Source organism: Streptomyces sp. 4N124 (assembly GCF_052245395.1).
In the GTDB taxonomy this organism is placed as follows: Bacteria; Actinomycetota; Actinomycetes; order Streptomycetales; family Streptomycetaceae; genus Streptomyces.
On sequence record NZ_JBQQBS010000087.1, the window covers coordinates 1 to 22686 of the forward strand.

The following is a 22686-nucleotide window of genomic DNA, read 5'->3' on the forward strand; positions in this document are numbered from 1 at the left end:
GTTGATTTTTGGCACGCTGTTGAGTTCTCAAGGAACGGACGCTTCCTTCGTACTCACCCGAGAGACTCTCTCGCGGCTTTCCTCCGGGCGCTTCCCTTCGGTCTTGCGTTTCCGACTCTATCAGACCCTTTTGGGGCTGATTCCCGGTCGGCGGGGCCTTTCGACATTCACTACGTTAGCCGATTCCCCGGGAAGCTCATAATCGAGTTCCGTGAGTTCTGAATTCAGGCATGCGGACACACCGAATTCGCCCTCACTGGAGGGAGTCGTAAGTAGTGGGTTGGCCGCTCCGGCTGCTGGCATTCGCCGTACCCGGTTCAGCGGCTCGGGATACGTTACGCACCTTCCAAGGGCACGTCAACTTCGGCGACGCCTGGGGACGTGGGCCCGGTACGGGCTCACGGTCGGGTCGTCGGCGATCCAGAAGCGCCAGGGGTGGACGTCTCCGTTTCCGCCGTCGCCGGCCACGCCGGTCCGTGGACCATTGCGTACCTGGTCAGGGGTGACGGCGGTGCCGGCAAGCATTCTCAGGGGTGTCTCGCCCGAGGCGCACGCGTCCGTGCCGTCGAGGGCTCGGTCCACGTCGAGGGCGGTGGCGAGGCGGGCCGGGCCTTTGGCCAGTTCCTTGTCATTTCGGGCCGATAGTCGACGTTTGCGGGCCAGTTCGGCGCCCTCGACGATCTCGCCGGCGCGGAGCAGGACGGCGCTGGCCTCGCCGTCCGGGCCGCACACCAGGTTCATGCAGTGCCACATGCCGTAGGTGAAGTAGACGTACACATGGCCGGGCGGACCGAACATCACGTCGTTGCGGGGTGTGCGGCCGCGATAGGCGTGGGAGCCGGGGTCGTTCAGGCCGTCGTACGCCTCGACCTCTGTGAGGCGGAGGGAGATCGGACCGTCCGGGGTCGTACGCACCAGGATGCGGCCGAGGAGGTCGGGGGCGACTTCCAGTACGGGCCGGTCGAAGAAGTCTCTGGGGAGGGGCGTACGGTCGGGGGTCGCGATCATGCCGTCCGAGCGTAGTGCAGGCCGGTGGGTGCGGCGGGGTGGTCAGGAGGCCTTCCTCTTGCCAGGGTGAAGGCGCGGAACCGGCCACGGCCGTAGTGCGTTTGTAGGGATCAAGGGATCCACGCGAGAGGGAAGAGACATGGCGTTCAAGAAGCTGCTCGCGAGTCTGGGGGCCGGCGGGGCTTCGGTCGAGACGGTGCTGACCGAGGTCAACGTCGTTCCGGGCGGTGTCGTCCAGGGCGAGGTGCGGATCCAGGGTGGATCCGTCGATCAGGAGATCCAGGGGGTGTCGGTCGGGCTGCAGGCCAAGGTCGAGGTCGAGGGGCACGACGACCAGGAGTACAAGCAGAACATCGAGTTCACGAAGCAGCAGCTCGGCGGGGCCTTCCAGCTGCAGGCCAATGCCGTGCACGCGGTTCCGTTCGGGCTGGAGATCCCGTGGGAGACCCCGATCACCATGATCGACGGTCAGGCGCTGCGCGGGATGAACATCGGGGTGACCACGGAGCTGGCGATCGCGCGCGCGGTGGACTCCGGTGACCTGGACCCGATCAACGTGCACCCGCTGCCGGCGCAGAAGGCGCTGCTCGACGCGTTCATCCAGCTGGGCTTCCGCTTCAAGAGCGCCGACATGGAGCGCGGTCACATCCGGGGTACGCGTCAGAAGCTGCCGTTCTACCAGGAGATCGAGTTCCTGCCGCCGCAGCAGTACCGGGGGCTGAACCAGGTCGAGTTGAGCTTCGTCGCGGATGCCAACGCGATGGACGTCATCCTGGAAATGGACAAGAAGCCGGGGCTGTTCAGCGAGGGCAGTGACACCTTCCGGTCCTTCCAGGTGGGGCTGCACGACTTCCAGGGCACCGACTGGGTGGCGTACCTCAACCAGTGGCTGTCCGAGGTCGGCAGCAAGCGCAACTGGTTCTAGGCTCGGGACCACTGAGTAGGAACCGATCAGGAGGTACCGAGGTGACCGAGCTCAAGCGGCGGCCGCTCCCCCATGACTTCCATCCGCCCGTGCCGTCGTTCGCGGTCACGAGCGAGCACGTCGAGGAAGGCGCGACGCTCAAGGACGCTCAGGTCTACGCGGCCGGCAACACGTCGCCGCAGCTGCGGTGGGAGGGCTTCCCGCCCGAGACCAAGAGCTTCGCCGTCACGTGCTATGACCCGGACGCCCCTACGGGCAGTGGGTTCTGGCACTGGGTCGTCTTCGACATCCCGGTCTCGGTGACCGAGCTGCCGGAGGGCGCGGGCAGCGGCAAGTTCGAGGGGCTGCCCGAGGGTGCCGTACAGGCGCGCAACGACTACGGCACGAAGGACTTCGGCGGGGCCGCGCCGCCGCCCGGAGACGGCCCGCACCGTTATGTGTTCACGGTGTACGCCGTGGACCAGGAGAAGCTGGGGCCGGATTCGGACGCCAGCCCGGCCTTCGTGGGCTTCAACCTGCGGTTCCATGCGCTGGCGCGCGCCCAGCTCATCGGTGAGTACGAGGTGCCTGCCGAAGCCTGACGTTCATTGAACGTTTGCCCGTCCCTGGTCTTGGAAGTGATCAGGGGCGGGCATTTTTGTTGCCGGGGGACGCGGGGGTCACCCCCCGTGGGAGCAGCAGATATTGCGTTGTCCATCTCGGCGTGCCCGGCCAGAGTTGATCCCAGCCCGTCACGCGGTGGGCCGGTGCGACACGGGAGGTGGGCTGGTATGCGGGACACGCTGGTACTGAACGCGAGCTTTGAGCCGCTGTCGACGGTGACGTTGAACCGAGCCGTCGTTCTGGTGCTGCAGGACAAGGCTGTTGTCGAGCAGGCCCACCCCGAACTGCGTATGCGCGGAGCCGCTGTCGATATACCTGCGCCCCGGGTGATCAGGTTGTGCAGGTATGTGCGGGTGCCGTTCCGAAGACAAGCTCCGTGGTCGCGGCGAGGTGTTCTGGTGCGGGACCGGCACCGGTGCGCGTACTGCGGTCGTCGGGCGACGACCGTGGATCATGTGGTGCCTCGGTCGCAGGGTGGGCAGGACACGTGGCTGAACACGGTCGCGTCGTGTGCGGAGGACAATCACCGGAAGGCGAATCGGACGCCCGCGGAGGCGGGGATGCCGCTGCTTCGGGAGCCGTTTGAGCCGACGCCGGCGGATGCGATGCTGTTGGCTCTTGGCCAGGATGACTTTGCTGCGCTGCCGGATTGGCTCGCCCAGCCGGCTGCCTGATTGCCGGTAGTTCGGCGACTGCGAGTCGTGTGTGGTTGCTCGTGCAGTTCCCCGCGCCCCTTCAGGGCGCGGGGGTTCCGCCAGTTGTCAGTCGAGCGTCGGCTTCTCTCGGCGTTCCGTGCCCTGGCCCCCTGTGGCGCCTCCGTTGCCTGAACCTCCGCCCATCGGGCCGAAGTTGCCCATGGCGCCGCTCAGGCCCTTGAGGGCGTCGCCGATCTCGCTGGGGACGATCCAGAGCTTGTTGGCGTCGCCCTCGGCGATCTTGGGGAGCATCTGGAGGTACTGGTAGGCGAGGAGCTTCTGGTCCGCGTCGCCGGCGTGGATGGATTCGAAGACGGTGCGGATCGCCTGGGCCTCGCCCTCGGCGCGCAGGGCGGCGGCCTTGGCCTCACCTTCGGCGCGCAGGATCTGGGACTGCTTCTCACCTTCGGCGCGGAGGATCTCGGACTGGCGGACACCTTCGGCCTGGAGGATCGCGGCGCGCTTGTCACGGTCGGCGCGCATCTGCTTCTCCATCGAGTCCTGGATGGAGGTCGGGGGCTCGATGGCCTTGAGTTCCACGCGGTTGACGCGGATGCCCCACTTGCCCGTGGCCTCGTCGAGGACGCCGCGCAGGGCCGCGTTGATCTCCTCGCGGGAGGTCAGGGTCCGTTCGAGGTCCATGCCGCCGATGATGTTGCGGAGCGTGGTGACGGTGAGCTGCTCGATCGCCTGGATGTAGCTGGCGACTTCGTAGGTGGCGGCCCGGGCGTCGGTCACCTGGTAATAGATGACGGTGTCGATGTTGACGACCAGGTTGTCCTGGGTGATCACCGGCTGCGGCGGGAACGGTACGACCTGTTCGCGCAGGTCGATGCGGTTACGGATGGTGTCGATGAACGGGACGACGATGTTGAGGCCCGCGTTCAGGGTCCGCGTGTAGCGGCCGAAGCGCTCGACGATGGCGGCGCTGGCCTGTGGGATGACTTGGATCGTCTTGATCAGGGCGATGAAGACCAACACCACCAGAATGATCAGGACGATGATGACCGGTTCCATCGTCGCTTCCCCGTACCCTTCTCCGCCTAGGCGCCTTCGGAAGATCTTATGCCTGTTGAAGATCTTGTTGTTGAAGATCTTGCTGGTCGAGTGTGACAGACCGTCGCGTAACTCGTGGCTTCTTCGGTTCAGTTGCGGGATACGCCGATTGACGAGGTCACATGACGATCGCCGTGGCACCCTCGATGTCCACGACATCGACTTCCTGGCCCACTTCATAGGCGCGGCCGGTGTCGAGGGAGCGTGCCGACCAGACCTCCCCGGCGAGCTTGATCCGGCCGCCTGAACCGTCGACGCGCTCCAGTACGACGGCCTGTTTGCCCTTCAACGCCTCTACGCCTGTGGCGAGTTGGGGTCGCTGCGCTCGATGTCGGGCCGCGATGGGCCGTACGACGGCGATGAGCGCGGTCGATACGACGGCGAAGACCACGACTTGGATGACGGCGTCACCGCCGAAGGCACCTGCGGCCACCGCCGCAGCGATCGCACCCACCGCGAGCATGCCGAGTTCGGGCATCGTGGTGATCACCAGCCCGACACCGAGCACTGCCGCGCCGATCAGCCACCACACCCACGGGTCGATTTCCACAAGGTCATGGTAGGACCGGGGATCGCGCGCGGACAGGGCGCAGATCAGGTCGGCACACGCTTCTTACCTTGTGGGTCCGGGAGTTCAGGACAGCGGGAGGCCCTGTGCGGTCCAGCGCTCGCCGACCTGTTCGACGACGAGGGGCAGTCCGAAGCAGAGGGAGAGGTTGCGGGAGGTGAGTTCGAGTTCCAGGGGGCCGGCGGCGAGGACCTTGCCCTGGCGGATCATCAGGACGTGGGTGAAGCCGGGGGCGATCTCCTCGACATGGTGGGTGACCATGAGCATCGAGGGGGCGATCGGGTCGCGGGCAAGGCGGCCGAGGCGGCGTACGAGGTCCTCGCGGCCGCCGAGGTCGAGGCCGGCGGCGGGCTCGTCGAGGAGGAGCAGTTCGGGGTCGGTCATCAGGGCGCGGGCGATGAGGGTGCGCTTGCGCTCGCCCTCGGAGAGCGTGCCGAACTTGCGCTCCAGGAAGTCGCTCATGCCGAGGCGGTCGAGGAAGGCGCGGGCGCGCTGTTCGTCGATGTCCTCGTAGTCCTCGTGCCAGCCGGCGGTCATGCCGTAGGCGGCGGTCAGCACGGTCTGCAGGACGGTCTGGCGCTTGGGGAGCTTGTCGGCCATGGCGATGCCGGCCATGCCGATGCGCGGGCGCAGCTCGAAGACGTCGACCTTCCCGAGGGTGTCGCCGAGGATGGTGGCGGTGCCGCTGCTGGGGAAGAGGTAGCTGGACGCGACATTGAGGAGGGTGGTCTTGCCGGCGCCGTTGGGGCCGAGGATGACCCAGCGCTCGCCCTCCTTCACCGACCAGGACACCTGGTCCACGAGAGCCCGGCCCTCCCGGACCACGGATACGTCCTGAAGCTCCAGAACATCGCTCATGAGCGCGTTGTCTCCCCTTGCAGTGTGACCGGTCTCGGCGTCTCGGCTTCTCGCGTGCGCCGTTAGGCGCAGCCCTCAACGAAATCTACGCCACCGGCCGCCTGCTCCATTCCATCGGTCCGGTCCTTAGGGTGGACGCATGCTTTCGGAACCGCGTTCAGGACGCCTAGCCGCTTGGGGAAATGCCCTTTTGGCCGGACTTGTGTCTCCGGATGACGCCGTTCTCGCCATCGTCGGCGAGGACGCGGTGCACCGGGTGGAGGGGCTGCCGGGCGAGGCCGCGCCGGTCGGGCTCACGCTCGCACTGGGGAGGCTGCGGGCGCTCGGGGTGAGCGGACTGCGGGTCGCGCTCCCCCAGCCCGGGCATCCGCTGGGGCTGAGCGGACCGCCGGAGTTCAATGCGCGGGCGCTGGAGGCCGAGGAGGCGGTGATCTGTTACGGCGCCGCCTTCGGGTTGGTGCCCGAGGTGTACGAGGCGGGGCCGGACGGCGATGTGCATGTCGAGGTCGTATGGCACTGCCTGCCGGTACGGGAGGCGCCGCCCGCGGATGTGCCGTCGCTGGGTGAGGCCGAGCGCGAGCTGGCGGAGGCGTTGCGGGACGCGACGGAGGTGCTCTCGCGGCTGGATGTCGCCGGGTCCGGGCCGGTGGCCGAGGCGGCGATCGATGCGTATCGGGCGCGGGCCGAGCGGGGGCGGGAAGTGCTGGCGCCGGGGTATCCGCCGCGGGCGGTGCGGGTGCTGGAGCTGGCGCAGCGCGTGGGGGTGCTGATCTCGGTGGCGTACGAGAACGGGCATGGGGGTGCGGTGAGCGCGGGCGAGATGGCGGCTCGGGGGGCTGCGCTGCGGCCGGTGGAGCGGACGGCCCGGCGGGCGCAGGTCGCGGCGTACAACGCGGTGGTGGAGGAGAAGGAGCGGGGGGCGCGCTAAGGGACGGCGCTGCGGCGGGCGAGACGCTGACCGGCCTCCCGGGGGTGGGTGCCCGGGAGGCCGGAGGTCACTGCTGCTCCGCGAGGGAGGTCAGCGGTTGATGCCCGTGTTACCGAAGGCGGGGTTCAGCACACCGACGACGTTCACGCTGTTGCCGACCGCGTTCACGGGGATGTGCACCGGGGCCTGGACGACATTGCCCGAGACGATGCCCGGCGAACCCACGGCCTTGCCGTTGGCCGTAGCGCCGTCGGTGGCGGAGGCCATACCGGCACCCGCGGCGACCAGCCCGCCGGCCACCATCGTCACGGCCGCTACCTTCTTCAGGTTCTTCACTTCTAAGCCCTCCTTGCGATCGCCGCGGCAGTCGCCGCAGCACGCACTGGAGAACGGCGGAGATCCACGGAGGATGCGCCATCTGGGGGACATTCCCACGACGGTATGAATCTCAGCCCGGAGTGGAACCCTCCGTATTGCCGCTCGGAATGGCCCTTATCCGGCTACACCATGGCGTACCGCCCACAGCGCGGCCTGGGTGCGGTCCGCCAGGTCGAGCTTCATCAGGATGTTCGACACGTGGGTCTTCACCGTCTTCTCGGAGAGGACCAGGGCGCGGGCGATCTCCCGGTTGGATCGGCCGTCGGCTATCAGGCTCAGCACTTCGCGCTCCCGCTCCGTGAGCGAACCGGCTCTGCCCTGGCCCGAGTTGGCCTCCTCCTGGGACAGCAGGGCGCCCGCGACCTCGGGCTGGAGCAGGATGTGGCCGGCGTGCACGGAGCGGATGGCGCCGGCGAGGGCGTCCGGGTCGACGTCCTTGTAGACATAGCCGGCGGCGCCGGCGCGCAGGGCCGGGACCACCGTGCGCTGTTCGGTGAAGCTGGTGACGATGAGCACGCGCGCGGGGTTGTTCAGTTCGCGGAGTCTGCGCAGCGCGTCGACGCCGTCCATGCCCGGCATCTTGACGTCCATGAGGACGACGTCGGGCTTCAACTCCTCGGTGCGCGCGACTCCTTCGGCGCCGTCCGCGGCCTCGCCCACGACCTCGATGTCGTCCTGCACTTCGAGGAAGGTGCGCAGGCCACGGCGGACCACCTGGTGGTCGTCGACGAGCAGCACCCTGATTGCGTCAGCCACCGGGGACCTCCATCTCGATCGTGGTGCCCTTGCCGGGCGCCGATTCCACCGTCAGGCTGCCGCCGACCCCGCTCGCCCGGTCCCGCATGGAGACCAGGCCGAGATGGCGGCCCGCGCGGCGTATCGACTGCGGGTCGAAGCCGTTGCCGTCGTCGGTGACGCGCAGGACGGCTCCGCTGCCGCGCCGGTCCAGGGTCACGTCGACGTGCTGGGCGCCCGAGTGCCGCAGTGCGTTGTGCAGGGCCTCCTGGGCGACGCGGAGCACGGCCTCCTCCTGGGCGGCGGGCAGGGCCCGTGCCCCGTGCCCGGCGAAGGTCACGCGCGCGGCGTGGGCGCGGTCGAGGACCTGGACCTGGGTACGCAGGGTGTTGACGAGCCCGTCCTCGTCGAGGGCGGCCGGGCGCAACTCGACGACGGCGGCGCGCAGTTCGTCGGCCGCCTCGGCGGCGAGCAGGGCCACCTGGTGCAGCTCGCCCTTGGCACGGGACGGGTCGCGGTCGACGAGGGCGGCGGCGGCCTGGGCCGTCAGGCGCAGCGAGAAGAGCTTCTGGCTGACCGCGTCGTGCAGTTCGTGGGCCAGGCGGGACCGCTCCTCGGCGATGGTCAGCTCACGGCTGCGCTCGTAGAGGCGGGCGTTGGTCAGGGCGATGGCCGCGTGCTGGGCGAGGATGGCCAGCAGCTCCTCGTCGTCCTCGGTGAAGCCACAACTGCCGTCCGGCTTGGGGCAGTTCTTATTGGCCAGGAACAGCGCCCCGATCACCTCGTCGCCGTCACGGATCGGCAGTCCCAGGAAGTCGGCCAGATCGGGATGGGCGGACGGCCAGCCCTCGAACCTGGGGTCCTTGCGCACGTCCGCGAGGCGTTCCACCTTCGCCTCGCGCAGCATCGAGGCGAGGATTCCGTGCTGGCGCGGCAGCGGGCCGATGGCCTTCCACTGCTGGTCGCTGACGCCGTCGACCACGAACTGAGCGAAGCCTCCGTGGTCGTCCGGGACGCCCAGCGCGGCGTACTGCGCGTCGAGCAGCTCGCGGGCCGAGGCGACGATCGTCTTGAGGACGTCGCGCACCTCGAGATGTCTGCTCATGGCCAGCAGCGCGGAACTCACCGCGGCGAGGCCGGACCGGGGGCCTTGACTCATGTCCTCACGGTACCGGCGGGGTCCGACAACACGGATCGGACCGTCGGCGGCCACCGCCTAGGGCTGTGGGCCTAGGCCGCAGGTCCCAAGAGGCACGGCTTAGGGCGAAAGGACCCACTGCTTTGCGGCCCGCGTCCGAGGCGGCGACCGCGGGCGCGTTCCTAGGTTGAGGGCGAGCCGATCACAAGGAGACGTGTGTCATGCCGGTAGCGATCATCACAGGGGCGTCGAAGGGGCTGGGGCGGGCGCTCGCCGAAGCACTGGCCGCGCGGGGCTGGGATCTGGTGCTGGACGCCAGAACGGCGAAGGTGCTGGAAGAGACGTCGGCGGCCGTGTCCGCGTACGGCACGCGCGTGACGGCGCTGCCGGGCGACGTCACGGACGCCGCGCACCGGGCCCAGCTGGTCGCGGCGGCCTGGAAGCTCGGCGGGGTCGATCTGGTGGTGAGCAACGCGAGCGCGCTGGGCGTGGAGCCGCTCGTACGGCTGGACGCGCTGCCCCTGGAGGGGCTGCGGCGGGCGCTGGAGGTGAACGTGGTGGCCGCGCTGGGGCTCGTCCAGGAGGCGCTGCCGCTTCTGCGGGCGTCGCGGGCGGGCGCGGTGATCACGGTCAGCTCGGACGCCGCCGCCGAGGCGTACGAGACCTGGGGCGGCTATGGCTCCTCGAAGGCGGCCCTGGACCACCTCGCGGCGGTGCTCGGCGCGGAGGAGCCCGGGCTGCGCGTGTGGGCGGTGGATCCCGGCGACATGGCCACGGACCTGTACGCGGCTGCCGTACCGGACGACGACGATCCGCGGCCGGCGCCGGTGAGTGTGGTGCCCGCCTTCCTGCGGCTGCTGGACGAGCGTCCGGTCAGTGGCCGGTACAGCGCGCCCTCCCTGGTGGAGGGCCGATGACGCTGGCGGTGCAGGTTCCGGAGGAGTTGTCCGCGCGCGTGCCGGTCGAGCAGCGGGGGCCGGGGCTCGACCGGGATTCCGTACGGCTGCTGGTGTCGCGTGGCAGTGCTATGTCACATCACACCTTCACGGAGCTGCCGCGGCTGCTGCGGGCGGGAGACCTGCTCATCGTCAATACGTCACCGACGCTCGCCGCCGCCGTGGACGGGCGGATCGGGCACGCGCGCGTGGTCGTGCACTTCTCCACCCTCGGGGACGACGGACGGTGGGCGGTCGAGCTGCGGGAGCCGGACGGGAAGGGGACCACACGCGCGCGTGCGGGTGGGCCTGAGGAGACCGAGGTGCGGTTGCCGGGGGGCGTGCGGCTGGTCCTGGAGGAGGCGCTGAGCGAGCGGCTGTGGTGGGCGCGGGCGGCCGGAGCGGACGTGCTCGGCATGCTCCGGGAGCACGGGCGGCCGATTCGCTACTCGTACACGGAGCGGGACCAGCCCTTGTCCGTGTACCAGACGGTCTTCGCCCTCCCCACCGCCGACGGCTCGGGCAGCGCCGAGATGCCCAGCGCCGCCCGGCCCTTCACGGCCCGGCTCGTGGCGGAGCTGGTGAGCCGGGGCGTGCAGTTCGCTCCGGTGACGCTGCACACCGGGGTGGCCTCGGCCGAGGTGCACGAGCCGCCGTATCCGGAGCGGTTCGCGGTGCCGGAGGCCTCGGCTCGGCTGATCAATGCGGTGGCGGCCGGGGACGGGCGGGTGATCGCGGTGGGTACGACGGCCGTGCGGGCGGTGGAGTCGGCGGCCGGGCCCGACGGGGTCGTACGCGCGCGTGCGGGATGGACGGATCTCGTCGTCACCCCGGAGCGCGGGGTACGGGTGGTGGACGGGCTGCTGACCGGGCTGCATGAGCCGCAGGCCTCGCATCTGCTGATGCTGGAGGCGATCGCGGGGCGCGCGGCGGTCGACCAGGGGTATGAGGAGGCCCTGCGCGAGCGCTACCTGTGGCACGAGTTCGGGGACGCGCATCTCGTCCTGCCGGCGGAGAACTCTCACACAGAGCATTGCTCCAGCAACAGTTGGTGAGACTGAGACGCGGCCGATGTGAGGCCGCACATAGGGCGCAGATCACGTACGAAGGACAATAGGAGATAAAGGCGCCCGGCATGAGCGGGACAGACGCTCCGGTCTGTCCCGTTTTGCCCTTCCCTGATCCACTATCGGGGATCGTACGTCACACCTTTGCATGGCATTTTTGCGGCCGCTAACAATGGCTGCGTCGCTCAGCGCCGCGGGTATCGCCCCGCGGCGTTTGTGCCGGAAGCACCCGTGTCCCCTGCCGGACAGCGAGCGACCACCGCGCTATTCGAAGAGGTCCATCTGCCATGCCCAAGATCACCAAGAAGCCTGGTCACAGTCGCGCCCTTACGCGCACGCACAAGATCGCCATCGCCGGTGTCGCCACGCTCGGCGCCGCCGCGGTCGCGATCTCCGCAGTGCCGAGCAACGCGCAGTCGACCACGGCCGAGACCCCCGCGGGCAAGGTGGCGTACAGCTCCGAGCAGATCAAGGATGTCAAGGCCAGCGTCACCGACCAGCTCGCCGGCGCCAACCTGAAGGCCGAGCAGATCGCCGCGAAGAAGAAGGCGGCCGCCGAAGCCGCCGCCAAGAAGAAGGCCTCCGTGGCCCACGCCAAGCACAAGGCCGCCGTGGCCCACGCCAAGCACGAGGCCGCCGTTGCCGCCGCGAAGAAGAGGGCCCAGGCCGCGCGCGAGGCGAAGGAGGCCGCGAGCCGGTCCGCCAAGCGCGCCGCGGTGAAGCCCGTCGCCGCGAAGAAGTACTCGAACAACCTCAACGGCTGGATCAACAACGCCCTCGACATCATGGACGACAAGGGCATCCCGGGTACCTACAACGGTCTGTACCGCAACATCATGCGGGAGTCCTCGGGCAACCCGAACGCCATCAACAACTGGGACATCAACGCCATCAACGGTGTCCCCTCGATCGGTCTGCTGCAGGTCATCAAGCCGACCTTCGACGCCTACCACGTGCCCGGCACGGCCAAGAGCCAGTACGACCCGGTCGCCAACATCGTCGCCGCCGCCAACTACGCGGCCGACAAGTACGGCTCGATCGACAACGTCAACAGCGCGTACTGAGGTCAGCGCGGACCTCAGCCTCGCGTAACGCCGAAGCGCGGCGCCCCGGACGGGGTGCCGCGCTTCGGCGTCGTACGAGGGCGGTTACTTCCGCATGACCTCCGGCTCGTGTCGGCGCAGGAAGCGGGCCACGAAGAAGCCGCAGATCACGCCGATGACGATCAGCGCGGCCATGTCCATGCCCCAGACGGCGACCGTGTTCTCCCACAGCGGGTCGTTGCTCTCGCCCTTGGCGGGCGGGCTGATCCGGTTGAAGTCGAGCGTGGCGCCCGCGGCGGCGACCGCCCAGCGGGACGGCATCAGGTATGAGAGCTCGTTGACGCCGACCGAGCCGGCCAGGGGGAACAGACAGCCGGTGAAGACGACCTGGACAATCGCGAACATGACCAGCAGCGGCATGGTCTTCTCGGCGGTCTTCACCAGGGCCGAGATGATCAGGCCGAACATCATCGCGGTGAAGCCCAGCGCCATGATCGGAATGCACAGCTCCAGGAGCGTCTGGCTGCCGAAGATCAGGCCCTCGTCGGGGATGGTGCGGCTGGAGAAGCCGATGACACCGACCATCAGGCCCTGCAACACCGTGATGCAGCCGAGCACGAACACCTTGGACATCAGGTACGCGGACCGGGACAGGCCGGTCGCGCGCTCCCGCTCGTAGATGACCCGTTCCTTGATCAGTTCACGGACGGAGTTGGCGGCCCCGGCGAAGCAGGCCCCGACCGCGAGGATCAGCAGGACGGTCAGGGCCGTGCCGTTCGCCACGGGCTGGCCGGTGTTCGGGTTGATCTCCGTGTTGACCAGGAGGTCCTTGCCCTGGTCGATGAGCAGGCTCACCGAGCCGAGGACGAGCGGCAGGATCACCGTCAGAGCCAGGAAGCCCTTGTCCGAGGCGATGACGGAGACATAGCGGCGCACCAGCGTGGTGAACTGGGACATCCAGCCCTGCGGCTTCGGCGGCCGCATCGCCTGCATCGGCGGCATCTGTACGGACTGCGCAGCAATCGCGTCGATGTCCGCGGCGTACATCTGGTAGTGCTGCGAGCCCTTCCAGCGTCCGGCCCAGTCGTAGTCGCGGTAGTTCTCGAAGGCGGAGAAGACGTCGGCCCAGGTGTCGTAGCCGAAGAAGTTCAGCGCCTCCTCGGGCGGGCCGAAGTAGGCGACCGCGCCGCCGGGCGCCATCACCAGGAGCTTGTCGCAGATCGCCAGCTCGGCCACGGAGTGGGTGACGACGAGGACCGTACGGCCGTCGTCGGCGAGGCCGCGCAGCAGCTGCATGACGTCGCGGTCCATGCCCGGGTCGAGACCGGAGGTGGGCTCGTCGAGGAAGATCAGCGACGGCTTGGTGAGTAGTTCCAGGGCCACCGAGACACGCTTGCGCTGGCCGCCGGAGAGGGAGGTGACCTTCTTCTCCTTGTGGACGTCCAGCTTCAGCTCGCGCAGCACCTCGTCGATGCGCTGATCGCGCTCGCGCGCGGTGGTGTCGGCCGGGAAGCGGAGCTTGGCCGCGTACTTGAGGGCCTTCCTGACGGTCAGCTCCTTGTGCAGGATGTCGTCCTGCGGGACCAGACCGATGCGCTGACGCAGCTCGGCGAACTGCTTGTACAGGTTCCGGTTGTCGTAGAGGACGTCGCCCTCGTTGGCGGGCCGGTAGCCGGTGAGCGCCTTGAGCAGCGTCGACTTGCCGGAGCCGGACGGTCCGATGACCGCGATGAGCGACTTCTCCGGGACGCCGAAGGAGACGTCCTTCAGGATCTGCTTGCCGCCGTCGACGGTGACCGTCAAGTGGCGTGCGGAGAAGGAGACTTCACCGGTGTCGACGAACTCCTCAAGGCGGTCGCCGACGATCCGGAACGTGGAGTGGCCGACGCCCACGATGTCGGCGGGGCCCAACATCTGCGAGCCGCCCTTGGCGATCGGCTGGCCGTTGACGTACGTGCCGTTGTGCGAGCCCAGGTCGCGGATCTCCATGCGGCCGTCGGGCATCGAGTGGAACTCGGCGTGGTTGCGCGAGACCTGCAGGTCGGAGACGACCAGGTCGTTCTCCAGGGCACGGCCGATGCGCATGACGCGGCCGATCGAGAACTGGTGGAACGTGGTCGGGCTGCGGTCGCCGTAGACCGGCGGCGCCCCCGCGCCACCACCGGGGCCCTGCTGCTGCGGGATATGCGCCGCAGCTTGCTGCGGCGCGGCCTGCTGCGGCTGCTGCCAGCCCTGCTGTTGCGGAACCTGCTGCGGCGGTGCCTGCTGTGCCCAGCCGGGGCTCGCGCTCTGCGCGGCGTACGGCTGCTGGGGCTGGGCGACAGCGGCCGCGGCACCGGACGCGTTCAGGCACGGGCCGTCGGTCGCGTTGCCCAGGTGCACGGCCGAGCCGGGGCCGATCTCCATCTGGTGGATCCGCTGGCCCTGCACGAACGTGCCGTTGGTGCTGCCGTGGTCCTCGATGACCCAACTGCGGCCGCCCCAGCTGATCGTGGCGTGACGCCAGGACACCCTGGCGTCGTCGAGCACGATGTCCCCCTGCGGATCACGTCCGAGGGTGTATGGCCTGGACGGGTCGAGCGTCCAGGTCCGTCCATTCAATTCCAGTACGAGTTCCGGCACTCCATGCCCCACTGAGTAGTCCCCCGAGTTACCCCCATCACAGGGAGTCTAGGGATGTCGAACATCGTCGGGAACTATTTCAGGCTCCGCCCCCTGACTGAAAGCCGGGCCTTGTGAGGACCACGCACACACGCTTCGACTGGTTCCGTTGACGGGGTTGAAACCGGCCCGGAGAGTGGTAATCCCACGCGAGGGGGACACACGCGGCGGCAGCGCCGCGCTGCGGATCGGGGGGTCTGCCATGAGCTCTGGCACCAGCGTCGAGACCGTTCACCGAGTCAGGAGCGTGCCCTGGGGCGACGTCCTGCTGTCCGCGATCGCCGCCGTCAGCTGGGCGTTGATAGGTATGGCGGGCACGGCCGCGCTCGGCCTGCATCTGCTGGAGGCGGACTCGACGGCCTCGCTCGGACCGATGACCGCGGCGGTGGTGGCACTCGGTGCGGGTGGTTCGGTCACACCGGCGGGCGATGTGTCCGCATTCGGACTGACCGGCGCGGAGGCGAACACCGCCATCGAGATCACGCCATTGGGAGTGAGCCTGGTCGGCGCGCTGCTGCTGTCGTGGTTCTTCCTACGGTCCTTGCGCACGGCCGGAGTTGTGATCTCCCGTTCCGAACTCCTCGCGCGCGCGGGCGCGGTGATCACCCTCTTCGTGGCGACGCTGGGCGGACTGGCCTGGGCGGGGCACGACGTCATCACGATCGACGGAAGCGCACTGGGCCTCGACGATCTGCCCGGCGGTGGCGGAGGCGGCGGCGTCGAGATTCCCGGGTTGGGTGACATCGGGGACATCGGCGGGCTGCTGCCCGATCAGGTCGGCGACCTCATCGACGCCAAGGCGGCGGTCGGCTTCACCGTCGACACGGTGCCGACCCTGCTCGGCGGTCTGTTCTGGTCGGCGGGGGTCCTGCTGATCGCCCTGCTGGCCTCCCGCCGCACTCCCCTGCCGCACGGCTGGGAGATCGTCCACCGAGTGGTACGGCCTGCCGTGTCCGCTCTCGTCACGGTGCTGCTGGTGGCGGTCGCGGCGGGGTTCGCGGCAGCCGCGTACGCGGCGATCGGCGACGACAACCCCAAGCGGATCGCCGGCGCGGCCCTGCTCGGCGCCCCGAACGGCGTCTGGCTGGGCATTCCCATCGGTCTGTTCGTGCCGTGGGACGGCCGCGCGTCCGGTCCCCTGGCCGCCCTTCTGCCGGCTCCCATGGACGATCTGCTGAGCTCCGAGGTGGACCAGTCCGTCTCCCTGAGCCGGCTGGCCGAGCTGGACGGGCGGGTGTGGCTGCTCGGAGTCGCCGCCGCGATGATGATGCTGCTGGCGGGGGTGCTGCATGCGGTGCGGACGCCTGTGGTGGGGGGTGCGGGAGGCGTACGGGATCCAGGGGTCGTACGAGATCCAGTTGTTGTACGAGGTCCAGGCGCCCTCGGTTTCGCGGGGCGGTGTGCGCTGCGGCTCGGGATCGTCACCGCGCTGGCGCTGCCGCTGCTCGCGTGGCTCACGGAGGTGTCGGTGGATGCCTCGCTGTCGGTCCTGGGTGTGGACGCGTTCGGGGCCGGGATCGAGTTGCACGGGCATCTCGGCATGGCGTTGCTCCTGGGTGCCGCCTGGGGTGCGGGGGCGGGGGCCGCCGGGGCGCTGCTGGCGCGGGCGACCGGAGCGGCGGGGCGGGCGGCGTCGCCGCTGGCACGCGGTGACGTGGGGGCGGGAGCCGCGGGGCTGACGGCCGAGGGCGGGACGTTTCCGCAGCATGCGGGGCAGTCAGGGCCGTATGTGCCCGGTGCGTCGTATCGGCCGCCGAACCCGGCCACCAATCCGTATCTGCGGATGCCGGACGAGTTGCGGGAGCCGGAGGATGCGCGGCCGGAACCGGGAGGGGCGCGGGCGCCCGGGCCGGGACAGGGAGCAGCGAGGCCGCCCGGGCAGGAATGGTCGGACGCGCCGCCCTCCCCCGACGCCCGGCCGGCGAGCGGGGCGCCGCCCGGCGGCGACATGTACGGCGCGCCGACGGTGGCCCGGCCGATGGGGCCGCCGCCGCGGTGGCCTCGACGGTCCGCCAAGTCGCGCCGCGAAGGCGGGGAACAAGCCCCGCCGGACCAGCGGCGGCAGCCGCCGCCACCTCCACCGCCCCCGCCGCCACCTCCGAGGGCGCCGAAGGGGCACTGAAGGGACACTGAACCGACGGGCCGGTGGCCGTGCCGTGTCCGTCGGTGGCGGCCATCCCTCTGTGAGCTGCCTGTCAGTCGGCTGTCACCCGAGCGACATCCAGAGTTCCGCGTCCGCTGGGCGGACCTGCGGGGCGAGGGGCACGGGGTGCCGGATACGGTGGGAGCACCATGAGCGCTTCGCAGACCTCAGAGTTCCCCACCCTTCTCGTCAAGATCTTCGGGAAGGACAGGCCGGGCATCACGGCCGGCCTCTTCGACACCCTCGCCGCCTACTCGGTCGACGTGGTCGACATCGAGCAGGTCGTCACGCGTGGCCGGATGGTGCTGTGCGTGCTGGTGACCGAGCCGCCGCGAGGGCTCGAAGGGGACCTGCGGGCCACCGTCCACAGCTGGGCGGAGTCGATGAAGATGCAGGCGGAGATCATCTCCGGCAGGGGCGACAACCGGCCCCGCGGCCTCGGCCGTTCGCTGGTGACCGTGCTCGGGCATCCGCTCACCGCGGAGGCTACCGCCGCGGTCGCGGCCCGTATCACGCGCACCGGCGGCAACATCGACCGAATCTTCCGGCTCGCCAAGTACCCGGTGACGGCCGTCGAGTTCGCGGTGTCCGGCGTGGAGACCGAGCCGCTGCGCACCGCCCTGGTGACCGACGCGGCGGCACTGGGTGTCGATGTGGCGGTCGTGGCCGCGGGACTGCACCGGCGCGCACAGCGTCTGGTCGTCATGGACGTGGACTCGACGCTCATCCAGGACGAGGTGATCGAGCTCTTCGCCGCGCACGCCGGCTGCGAGGCGGAGGTCGCCGAGGTGACGGCGGCCGCGATGCGCGGGGAGCTCGACTTCGAGCAGTCGCTGCACGCGCGCGTGGCGTTGCTGAAGGGGCTCGACGTCTCGGTGGTGGACAAGGTGCGCAGCGAGGTGCGGCTGACGCCGGGCGCGCGCACGCTGATCCGTACGCTGAAGCGGCTCGGCTACCAAGTGGGCGTCGTGTCGGGCGGGTTCACTCAGGTCACGGATGATCTGAAGGAACGTCTCGGCCTGGACTTCGCGCAGGCCAACACGCTGGAGATCGTCGACGGGAAGCTGACCGGGAGGGTCACCGGCGAGATCGTGGACCGGGCGGGGAAGGCGCGGCTGCTGCGCCGGTTCGCCGCCGAGGCGGGTGTGCCGCTGGCGCAGACCGTGGCGATCGGTGACGGTGCCAACGATCTCGACATGCTGAACGCGGCCGGGCTGGGAGTGGCCTTCAACGCCAAGCCGGTCGTCCGCGAGGCCGCGCACACCGCGGTGAACTTCCCGTTCCTCGACACGGTGCTTTATCTGCTGGGCGTCACCCGCGAAGAGGTCGAGGCGGCGGACACCCACGACGAGGACTGAGCGGACGGGGCCCTGTCCGGACGGGCATGAGCAGGCGAGGCCATGAGATGTACGAGGGGCCCGCACCGGTGCGGTGCCGGGCCCCTTGCCGGTCGCGTGGGGTTATTCGGAGGGTGCCCAGTAGTCGCGCAGGGTGGCCGTGCCCGGTTCCAGGGACTTCCAGGAGCCATCGAAGGACAGGACCGCGAAGGCGGCGGCGGGGAAGCCGCGGCGGCTCAGCCGCTCCAGGGCGTCACCCTCGGCCGAGCCCGCGAGGATTTCGGCGAGGCCCTGGATGCCCGGGTTGTGGCCGATCATCAGGACGTTCTGCGCGTCGTCGGGGGTTTCGTTCAGCACGGCGATCAGTTCGCCGGGCGAGGCCTCGTAGACCCGCTCCTCATAGACGGTTTTCGGCCGGTGGGGGAATTCCTGGACGGCGAGCTTCCAGGTTTCCCGGGTCCGGGCCGAAGTGGAGCACAGGGCCAGATCGAAGGGGATGTGGGTGTCGGCGAGCTTGCGTCCGGCGACTGCTGCGTCCATGCGGCCCCGCTCAGCGAGCGGCCGCTCGTGGTCGGTCACCTGTGGCCAGTCGGCTTTCGCATGCCGGAAGAGGACGATCCTGCGGGGTTCTGCGACGCTCATGCGTCCCAGCTTCGCATGAAACACGCCAACGGGCGCAGGGAGTTGACGGGCGGCTCAGCAGGTGTTCAGCGCGATATCAGCTGCAGAATGTGCTCGAAGAGCCGGGTGATCGCCGGGTCCGCGGTCGCCGCGTGCGCGTCGGACGGGTTGAGTATCAACAGGAGCAGGGTGACGAACGCGAGCGCGGGGAGAGCCAGGGCCCACCAGGGCAGCCTGGTGTCCGGGCGGCCCGAGCGCGCCGGGTGGAGCCGGGTCTGCGTTGGGGCCGACATGACGCCTCCGTGAGTCTTCGAGTGATCCGTGCCCGCCACTCGCGGTCACATCTCGAAGTTACGGACTCCCGGGCCCTCAACCCATCCGGTGATCCACCCAGTTGACCCTGACACTCGCCCCCTAGGGGATGGTGGGGCTAGCACCACCATCGGGCCCGCGGGCGGTCACGGTGAGGTGATCGTCACGGCGAAGCGATCGTCGCGATGATGGCGATGATCACGAAGATGGCGAAGAACGAGCCGAAGACGAGGAGCATCTTCTTCTGGCCGTTCTGCGGGTTCGGGTCGAGCACTGGCGACATGCGCCCAGTGTCGCACCCGCCGAGCAGGCCCGGCCTGCGGGGGTGCGGCTCAGCGGGCCGCCTCGTCCTCCACCGTGCGGTCGCGGCCCGCCAGGACGCCCACGATCATCTGGGGGATCATCAAGCCGGTCATGAGCGCGATCGGCAGGCCCCAGCCGCCGCTGTGCTGGTAGAGGACGCCCACCAGGAGCGGTCCTGGGATGGAGATCAGATACCCCGTGCTCTGCGCGAACGCCGACAGCTGGGCGACGCCCGCGCCGGTCCTGGCCCGCATCCCGACCATGGTGAGGGCCAGCGGGAACGCGCAGTTGGAGACGCCGAGCAGCAGCGCCCAGGCCCAGGCGCCGCCGGCCGGAGCGGCGTACAGGCCGGCGTATCCGGCGAGACCGCAGACACCGAGCACGATCACGATCGGGCCCTGATGGGGCAGGCGGGTGGCCACGCGCGGGATGACGAAGGCGAGCGGCACGCCCATCACCATCGTGACGGCCAGCAGCAGCCCGGCCGTGCCGGCGGGCACGCCCGCGTCGCGGAAGATCTGCGCCATCCAGCCCATCGTGATGTAGGCGGCGGTGGCCTGGAGCCCGAAGAAGACGGCGAGCGCCCACGCGGTACGGCTGCGGGTGATGCGCAGAGCGGGCTCCACGCGCGCGTGCGCTTCGGTGCCGGGCTCCACACGCGGGTGCACCTCGGTGGGCGGCTGCGCTCCCCGCGGCCGTGCGAGCGGGATCCACGGCAGTACGGCCACCGCCGCGAGCCCCGCCCACACCGCGAGCCCGGACTGCCAACTGCCGCCCAGCGCGTCGGTCATGGGCACGGTCACCGCCGCCGCTGCGGCGGTGCCGAGGGCGAGGGCCATCGAGTACAGGCCGGTCATGGAGCCGACCCGGTCCGGGAACCAGCGCTTGACGATGACCGGCATGAGGACGTTGCTGACCGCGATGCCCATCAGCGCGAGGGCGCTGGCGGCCAGGAATCCGGGCACGCTCCCGGCATACGGCCGGATCAACAGGCCCGCGGTGATGGCGGCCATCCCGGCGCAGACGACCGCGCCCGGCCCGAAGCGGCGGGCGAGCCGCGGGGCCATGACGCCGAACACGGCGAAGCAGAGCGGAGGCACCGAGGTGAGCAGGCCGGCCACGCTGCCGCTCATGCCGAGCCCGTCGCGGACCTCTTCCAGGAGGGCACCGAGGCTGGTGATGGCGGGGCGGAGGTTGACGGCGGCGAGCACGATACCGAGGACGACCAGTCGGGTCGTCCACGCGCGCGTGGAGGTCGGGGATTCGCCTGTCACGGGTGCCGAGCTGCGTATCGTCGGGGGCTTTGTCGTCCGGGTTTCCTCGCTTGCCATGAGGCCCATCATAGAATCATGGGATGATTGGTTGTCCACCCTCCGGCCGCCCCCGGCCTGCCGTCCCGTGCGAAGGTGAGCCATGCCCCTGAGTCACCCCCGCAGATCGGCGCTGTCCGAGCAGGTCATCGCCGCGCTGCGGAACCAGATCACCTCGGGCGAGTGGCCGGTCGGCTCGCGCATCCCGACCGAGCCCGAGCTGGTCGAGCAGCTCGGCGTCGCCCGCAACACGGTGCGTGAGGCCGTCCGCGCACTCGCGCACAACGGCCTGCTGGACATCCGCCAGGGCTCCGGCACCTACGTGGTCGCGACCAGTGAGCTGGCGGGCGTGATGCACCGCCGCTTCGCCGACGCCGACCCGCGGCACATCGCCGAACTGCGCTCCACACTGGAGTCCGGCGCGGCGAGACTGGCCGCCGAGCGGCGTACCGAGAAGGACCTCAAGCAGCTCGACGCGCTGCTGGTGCGGCGCGAGGAGGCGTGGGCGTCGGGCGACGCGGAGGCTTTTGTGGCGGCGGACACGACCTTCCACCTGGCGGTGGTGGCCGCCTCCCACAACGACGCGATGACGGCCATGTACGCGGACCTGAGCGAGGTGCTGCGGGACTGGCTACGCGAGGACGTCGGCCAGGAGCTGACCCCGGAGACGTACATGGACCACACTCGGCTCGTCGACGCGATCCGGGCGGGGGACACGGCAGCAGCGGCCGCGGAGGCCGCGAGCTATCCGTTCCTGTGCCGTCCCGGTCGGTTCACAGCGCCCGCTTCCGGTGACTGACCCAGACCGAGCGGACCTCTTTCCAGCAGCGGCCGGTCAGCCGCACGGTCTGCGCGGGCCCCGCGTCGACCGCGGCACCGTCACTGTCGACGTCCCACCAGCGGTCGCACTCGATGTGCAGACGGACGCTGTCCGTTCGCGGATACGGGTTGTGGCAGAACGCGATCACGTAGGAGCCGATGACCCTGCTACGGCACGCGGCGCCGAACGGCTCCGGCGCGGCGGCTGGCCGTACCTTCACGCGCGCGTGGGGCATCGCCTCGTACGACAGGGAGAGCACGAGAGCGAGAGCGACGGTCACTGAGGCCAGGCTGCGGGACATGCGCACAACGGGACCTCCTCGGCCGTGCTGGGGAGGGAAGCGTGTGGTGAACGCGTAATCCAGGGTGTGCGGTGGTCGCCCTTCCGCGCCCGGCGGGTGGGCCGAACGGGTGACGCGCCAAGGGCCCGCGCCCCTGAGCGGAACGCGAGCCCTCTGGCAGATCGGTCGTGCGTCACGCACCGATGGCGTGCAGACCTCCGTCGACGTGGATGATCTCGCCGGTGGTCTTGGGGAACCAGTCGCTGAGCAGGGCGACGATGCCGCGGCCGGCCGGGTCGGGGTCCTTGAGGTCCCACTCCAGCGGGGCGCGCGTGTCCCACACCGAGGCGAGCTCCGAGAAGCCCGGGATGGACTTGGCCGCCATGGAGCCGATGGGGCCCGCGGAGATCAGGTTGCAGCGGATGTTCTGCTTGCCCAGGTCACGCGCCATGTAGCGGCTGGTGGCCTCCAGGGCGGCCTTGGCCGGGCCCATCCAGTCGTACTGCGGCCACGCGTACTGCGCGTCGAAGGTGAGTCCGACGACCGAGCCGCCGTTCTGCATCAGCGGCAGGCAGGCCATGGTCAGCGACTTCAGGGAGTACGCCGAGACGTGCATGGCCGTGGCGACCGACTCGAACGGCGTGTTGAGGAAGTTGCCGCCGAGCGCGTCCTGCGGCGCGAAGCCGATGGAGTGCACGACGCCGTCGAGGCCGCCGAGCTCCTCGCCGACGATGTCGGCCAGGCGGCCGAGGTGCTCGTCGTTGGTGACGTCGAGCTCGATGACCTTGGTGGGCTTGGGGAGCTTCTTGGCGATGCGCTCGGTCAGCGTGGGCCGCGGGAACGCGGTCAGGATGATCTCGGCGCCCTGCTCCTGGGCCAGCTTGGCGGCGTGGAAGGCGATGGAGGACTCCATCAGCACACCGGTGATCAGGACGCGCTTGCCCTCGAGAATTCCGCTCATG

The 22686-nt window shown here is 69.8% G+C and carries 24 protein-coding genes; 10 read left to right on the forward strand and 14 right to left on the reverse strand.

The genetic code is table 11. The features are described from left to right. Nucleotides 1-357 precede the first annotated feature (357 nt). On the reverse strand, nt 358-1008 hold the full coding sequence (locus ACTWQO_RS44965; protein WP_443243187.1) for a DNA-3-methyladenine glycosylase: 651 nt from the start codon (nt 1006-1008) through the stop codon (nt 358-360). Nucleotides 1009-1147: 139 nt separating this feature from the next. On the opposite strand from ACTWQO_RS44965, the gene ACTWQO_RS44970 reads away from it, so the two are divergent. The 3 genes from ACTWQO_RS44970 to ACTWQO_RS44980 all read left to right on the forward strand — a co-directional run bounded on the left by ACTWQO_RS44970 (nt 1148) and on the right by ACTWQO_RS44980 (nt 3210). Next, nucleotides 1148-1933, forward strand: a complete 786-nt coding sequence (locus tag ACTWQO_RS44970) for a sporulation protein (protein ID WP_443243188.1) — start codon at nt 1148-1150, stop codon at nt 1931-1933. Between the two features lie 41 nt (nt 1934-1974). Then, nucleotides 1975-2514 carry a YbhB/YbcL family Raf kinase inhibitor-like protein gene (locus ACTWQO_RS44975; RefSeq protein WP_443243189.1) on the forward strand — a complete coding sequence of 180 codons (540 nt, stop codon included), beginning with the start codon at nt 1975-1977 and terminating at the stop codon, nt 2512-2514. Between the two features lie 189 nt (nt 2515-2703). After that, nucleotides 2704-3210: an HNH endonuclease gene (locus ACTWQO_RS44980; protein ID WP_210575534.1), complete on the forward strand. Its 507-nt coding sequence runs from the start codon at nt 2704-2706 to the stop codon at nt 3208-3210. 87 nt (nt 3211-3297) lie between these two features. Here ACTWQO_RS44980 and ACTWQO_RS44985 read toward each other — a convergent pair whose 3' ends face one another. The 3 genes from ACTWQO_RS44985 to ACTWQO_RS44995 all read right to left on the reverse strand — a co-directional run bounded on the left by ACTWQO_RS44985 (nt 3298) and on the right by ACTWQO_RS44995 (nt 5713). After that, the gene (locus ACTWQO_RS44985; protein ID WP_210575536.1) at nt 3298-4248 is read right to left on the reverse strand and encodes an SPFH domain-containing protein; all 951 of its coding nucleotides are present in this window, start codon (nt 4246-4248) and stop codon (nt 3298-3300) included. 157 nt (nt 4249-4405) lie between these two features. Continuing rightward, complete coding sequence (locus ACTWQO_RS44990; protein ID WP_328367211.1) at nt 4406-4837, reverse strand: NfeD family protein; 432 nt, start codon at nt 4835-4837, stop codon at nt 4406-4408. Nucleotides 4838-4921: 84 nt separating this feature from the next. Continuing rightward, on the reverse strand, nt 4922-5713 hold the full coding sequence (locus ACTWQO_RS44995; protein WP_362952396.1) for an ABC transporter ATP-binding protein: 792 nt from the start codon (nt 5711-5713) through the stop codon (nt 4922-4924). 139 nt (nt 5714-5852) lie between these two features. Between ACTWQO_RS44995 and ACTWQO_RS45000 the strand changes: the two genes are divergently transcribed. Beyond that, complete coding sequence (locus tag ACTWQO_RS45000) at nt 5853-6641, forward strand: hypothetical protein (protein WP_443243190.1); 789 nt, start codon at nt 5853-5855, stop codon at nt 6639-6641. Between the two features lie 90 nt (nt 6642-6731). On the opposite strand, the gene chpE is transcribed toward ACTWQO_RS45000, so the two are convergent. The 3 genes from chpE to ACTWQO_RS45015 form a co-directional block, all read right to left on the reverse strand. Continuing rightward, nucleotides 6732-6977, reverse strand: a complete 246-nt coding sequence (chpE, locus tag ACTWQO_RS45005; protein WP_443243191.1) for a chaplin ChpE — start codon at nt 6975-6977, stop codon at nt 6732-6734. A gap of 156 nt (nt 6978-7133) precedes the next feature. Continuing rightward, a complete protein-coding gene (locus ACTWQO_RS45010; RefSeq protein WP_443243192.1) occupies nt 7134-7775 on the reverse strand; it encodes a response regulator in 642 nt (213 codons plus the stop codon). Then, a complete protein-coding gene (locus tag ACTWQO_RS45015) occupies nt 7768-8913 on the reverse strand; it encodes a GAF domain-containing sensor histidine kinase (protein WP_443243193.1) in 1146 nt (381 codons plus the stop codon). Before ACTWQO_RS45015 ends, ACTWQO_RS45010 begins: the two co-directional genes overlap by 8 nt. A 200-nt stretch (nt 8914-9113) precedes the next feature. Between ACTWQO_RS45015 and ACTWQO_RS45020 the strand changes: the two genes are divergently transcribed. The 3 genes from ACTWQO_RS45020 to ACTWQO_RS45030 all read left to right on the forward strand — a co-directional run bounded on the left by ACTWQO_RS45020 (nt 9114) and on the right by ACTWQO_RS45030 (nt 11958). Next, nucleotides 9114-9809, forward strand: a complete 696-nt coding sequence (locus tag ACTWQO_RS45020; RefSeq protein ID WP_443243194.1) for an SDR family NAD(P)-dependent oxidoreductase — start codon at nt 9114-9116, stop codon at nt 9807-9809. After that, entirely contained in the window at nt 9806-10882 is a 1077-nt protein-coding gene (locus ACTWQO_RS45025; protein ID WP_443243195.1) for an S-adenosylmethionine:tRNA ribosyltransferase-isomerase, read from the forward strand. The genes ACTWQO_RS45020 and ACTWQO_RS45025 overlap by 4 nt, the downstream gene beginning before the upstream one ends. A 299-nt stretch (nt 10883-11181) precedes the next feature. Beyond that, nucleotides 11182-11958 carry a transglycosylase SLT domain-containing protein gene (locus ACTWQO_RS45030; RefSeq protein WP_443243196.1) on the forward strand — a complete coding sequence of 259 codons (777 nt, stop codon included), beginning with the start codon at nt 11182-11184 and terminating at the stop codon, nt 11956-11958. A gap of 84 nt (nt 11959-12042) precedes the next feature. On the opposite strand, the gene ACTWQO_RS45035 is transcribed toward ACTWQO_RS45030, so the two are convergent. Beyond that, nucleotides 12043-14559, reverse strand: a complete 2517-nt coding sequence (locus tag ACTWQO_RS45035; RefSeq protein WP_443243197.1) for an FHA domain-containing protein — start codon at nt 14557-14559, stop codon at nt 12043-12045. Between the two features lie 241 nt (nt 14560-14800). Here ACTWQO_RS45035 and ACTWQO_RS45040 point away from each other — a divergent pair, with 241 nt between their 5' ends. After that, a complete protein-coding gene (locus tag ACTWQO_RS45040; protein WP_443243198.1) occupies nt 14801-16720 on the forward strand; it encodes a streptophobe family protein in 1920 nt (639 codons plus the stop codon). A gap of 170 nt (nt 16721-16890) precedes the next feature. After that, nucleotides 16891-18099 (forward strand): phosphoserine phosphatase SerB, encoded by a 1209-nt coding sequence (gene serB, locus ACTWQO_RS45045; protein ID WP_443243199.1) that lies wholly within the window; start codon nt 16891-16893, stop codon nt 18097-18099. Between the two features lie 102 nt (nt 18100-18201). Here the strand turns inward: serB and ACTWQO_RS45050 are convergent, their stop codons facing one another. The 4 genes from ACTWQO_RS45050 to ACTWQO_RS45065 all read right to left on the reverse strand — a co-directional run bounded on the left by ACTWQO_RS45050 (nt 18202) and on the right by ACTWQO_RS45065 (nt 20657). Further along, the gene (locus ACTWQO_RS45050; protein ID WP_443243200.1) at nt 18202-18720 is read right to left on the reverse strand and encodes a SixA phosphatase family protein; all 519 of its coding nucleotides are present in this window, start codon (nt 18718-18720) and stop codon (nt 18202-18204) included. A gap of 65 nt (nt 18721-18785) precedes the next feature. After that, nucleotides 18786-18992, reverse strand: coding sequence for a hypothetical protein (locus ACTWQO_RS45055; protein WP_443243201.1), 207 nt, complete (start codon nt 18990-18992; stop codon nt 18786-18788). 182 nt (nt 18993-19174) lie between these two features. Further along, a complete protein-coding gene (locus tag ACTWQO_RS45060) occupies nt 19175-19294 on the reverse strand; it encodes an SGM_5486 family transporter-associated protein (protein WP_260859621.1) in 120 nt (39 codons plus the stop codon). Between the two features lie 49 nt (nt 19295-19343). After that, the gene (locus ACTWQO_RS45065; RefSeq protein WP_443243202.1) at nt 19344-20657 is read right to left on the reverse strand and encodes a CynX/NimT family MFS transporter; all 1314 of its coding nucleotides are present in this window, start codon (nt 20655-20657) and stop codon (nt 19344-19346) included. 70 nt (nt 20658-20727) lie between these two features. Here ACTWQO_RS45065 and ACTWQO_RS45070 point away from each other — a divergent pair, with 70 nt between their 5' ends. Beyond that, complete coding sequence (locus ACTWQO_RS45070) at nt 20728-21423, forward strand: FadR/GntR family transcriptional regulator (protein WP_362950422.1); 696 nt, start codon at nt 20728-20730, stop codon at nt 21421-21423. Here ACTWQO_RS45070 and ACTWQO_RS45075 read toward each other — a convergent pair. Both ACTWQO_RS45075 and fabI read right to left on the reverse strand, forming a co-directional pair. Further along, complete coding sequence (locus ACTWQO_RS45075; RefSeq protein WP_443243203.1) at nt 21398-21751, reverse strand: hypothetical protein; 354 nt, start codon at nt 21749-21751, stop codon at nt 21398-21400. The genes ACTWQO_RS45070 and ACTWQO_RS45075 overlap by 26 nt on opposite strands. A gap of 166 nt (nt 21752-21917) precedes the next feature. Next, nucleotides 21918-22685, reverse strand: coding sequence for an enoyl-ACP reductase FabI (fabI, locus tag ACTWQO_RS45080; RefSeq protein ID WP_301978785.1), 768 nt, complete (start codon nt 22683-22685; stop codon nt 21918-21920). Nucleotide 22686: the final 1 nt, after the last annotated feature.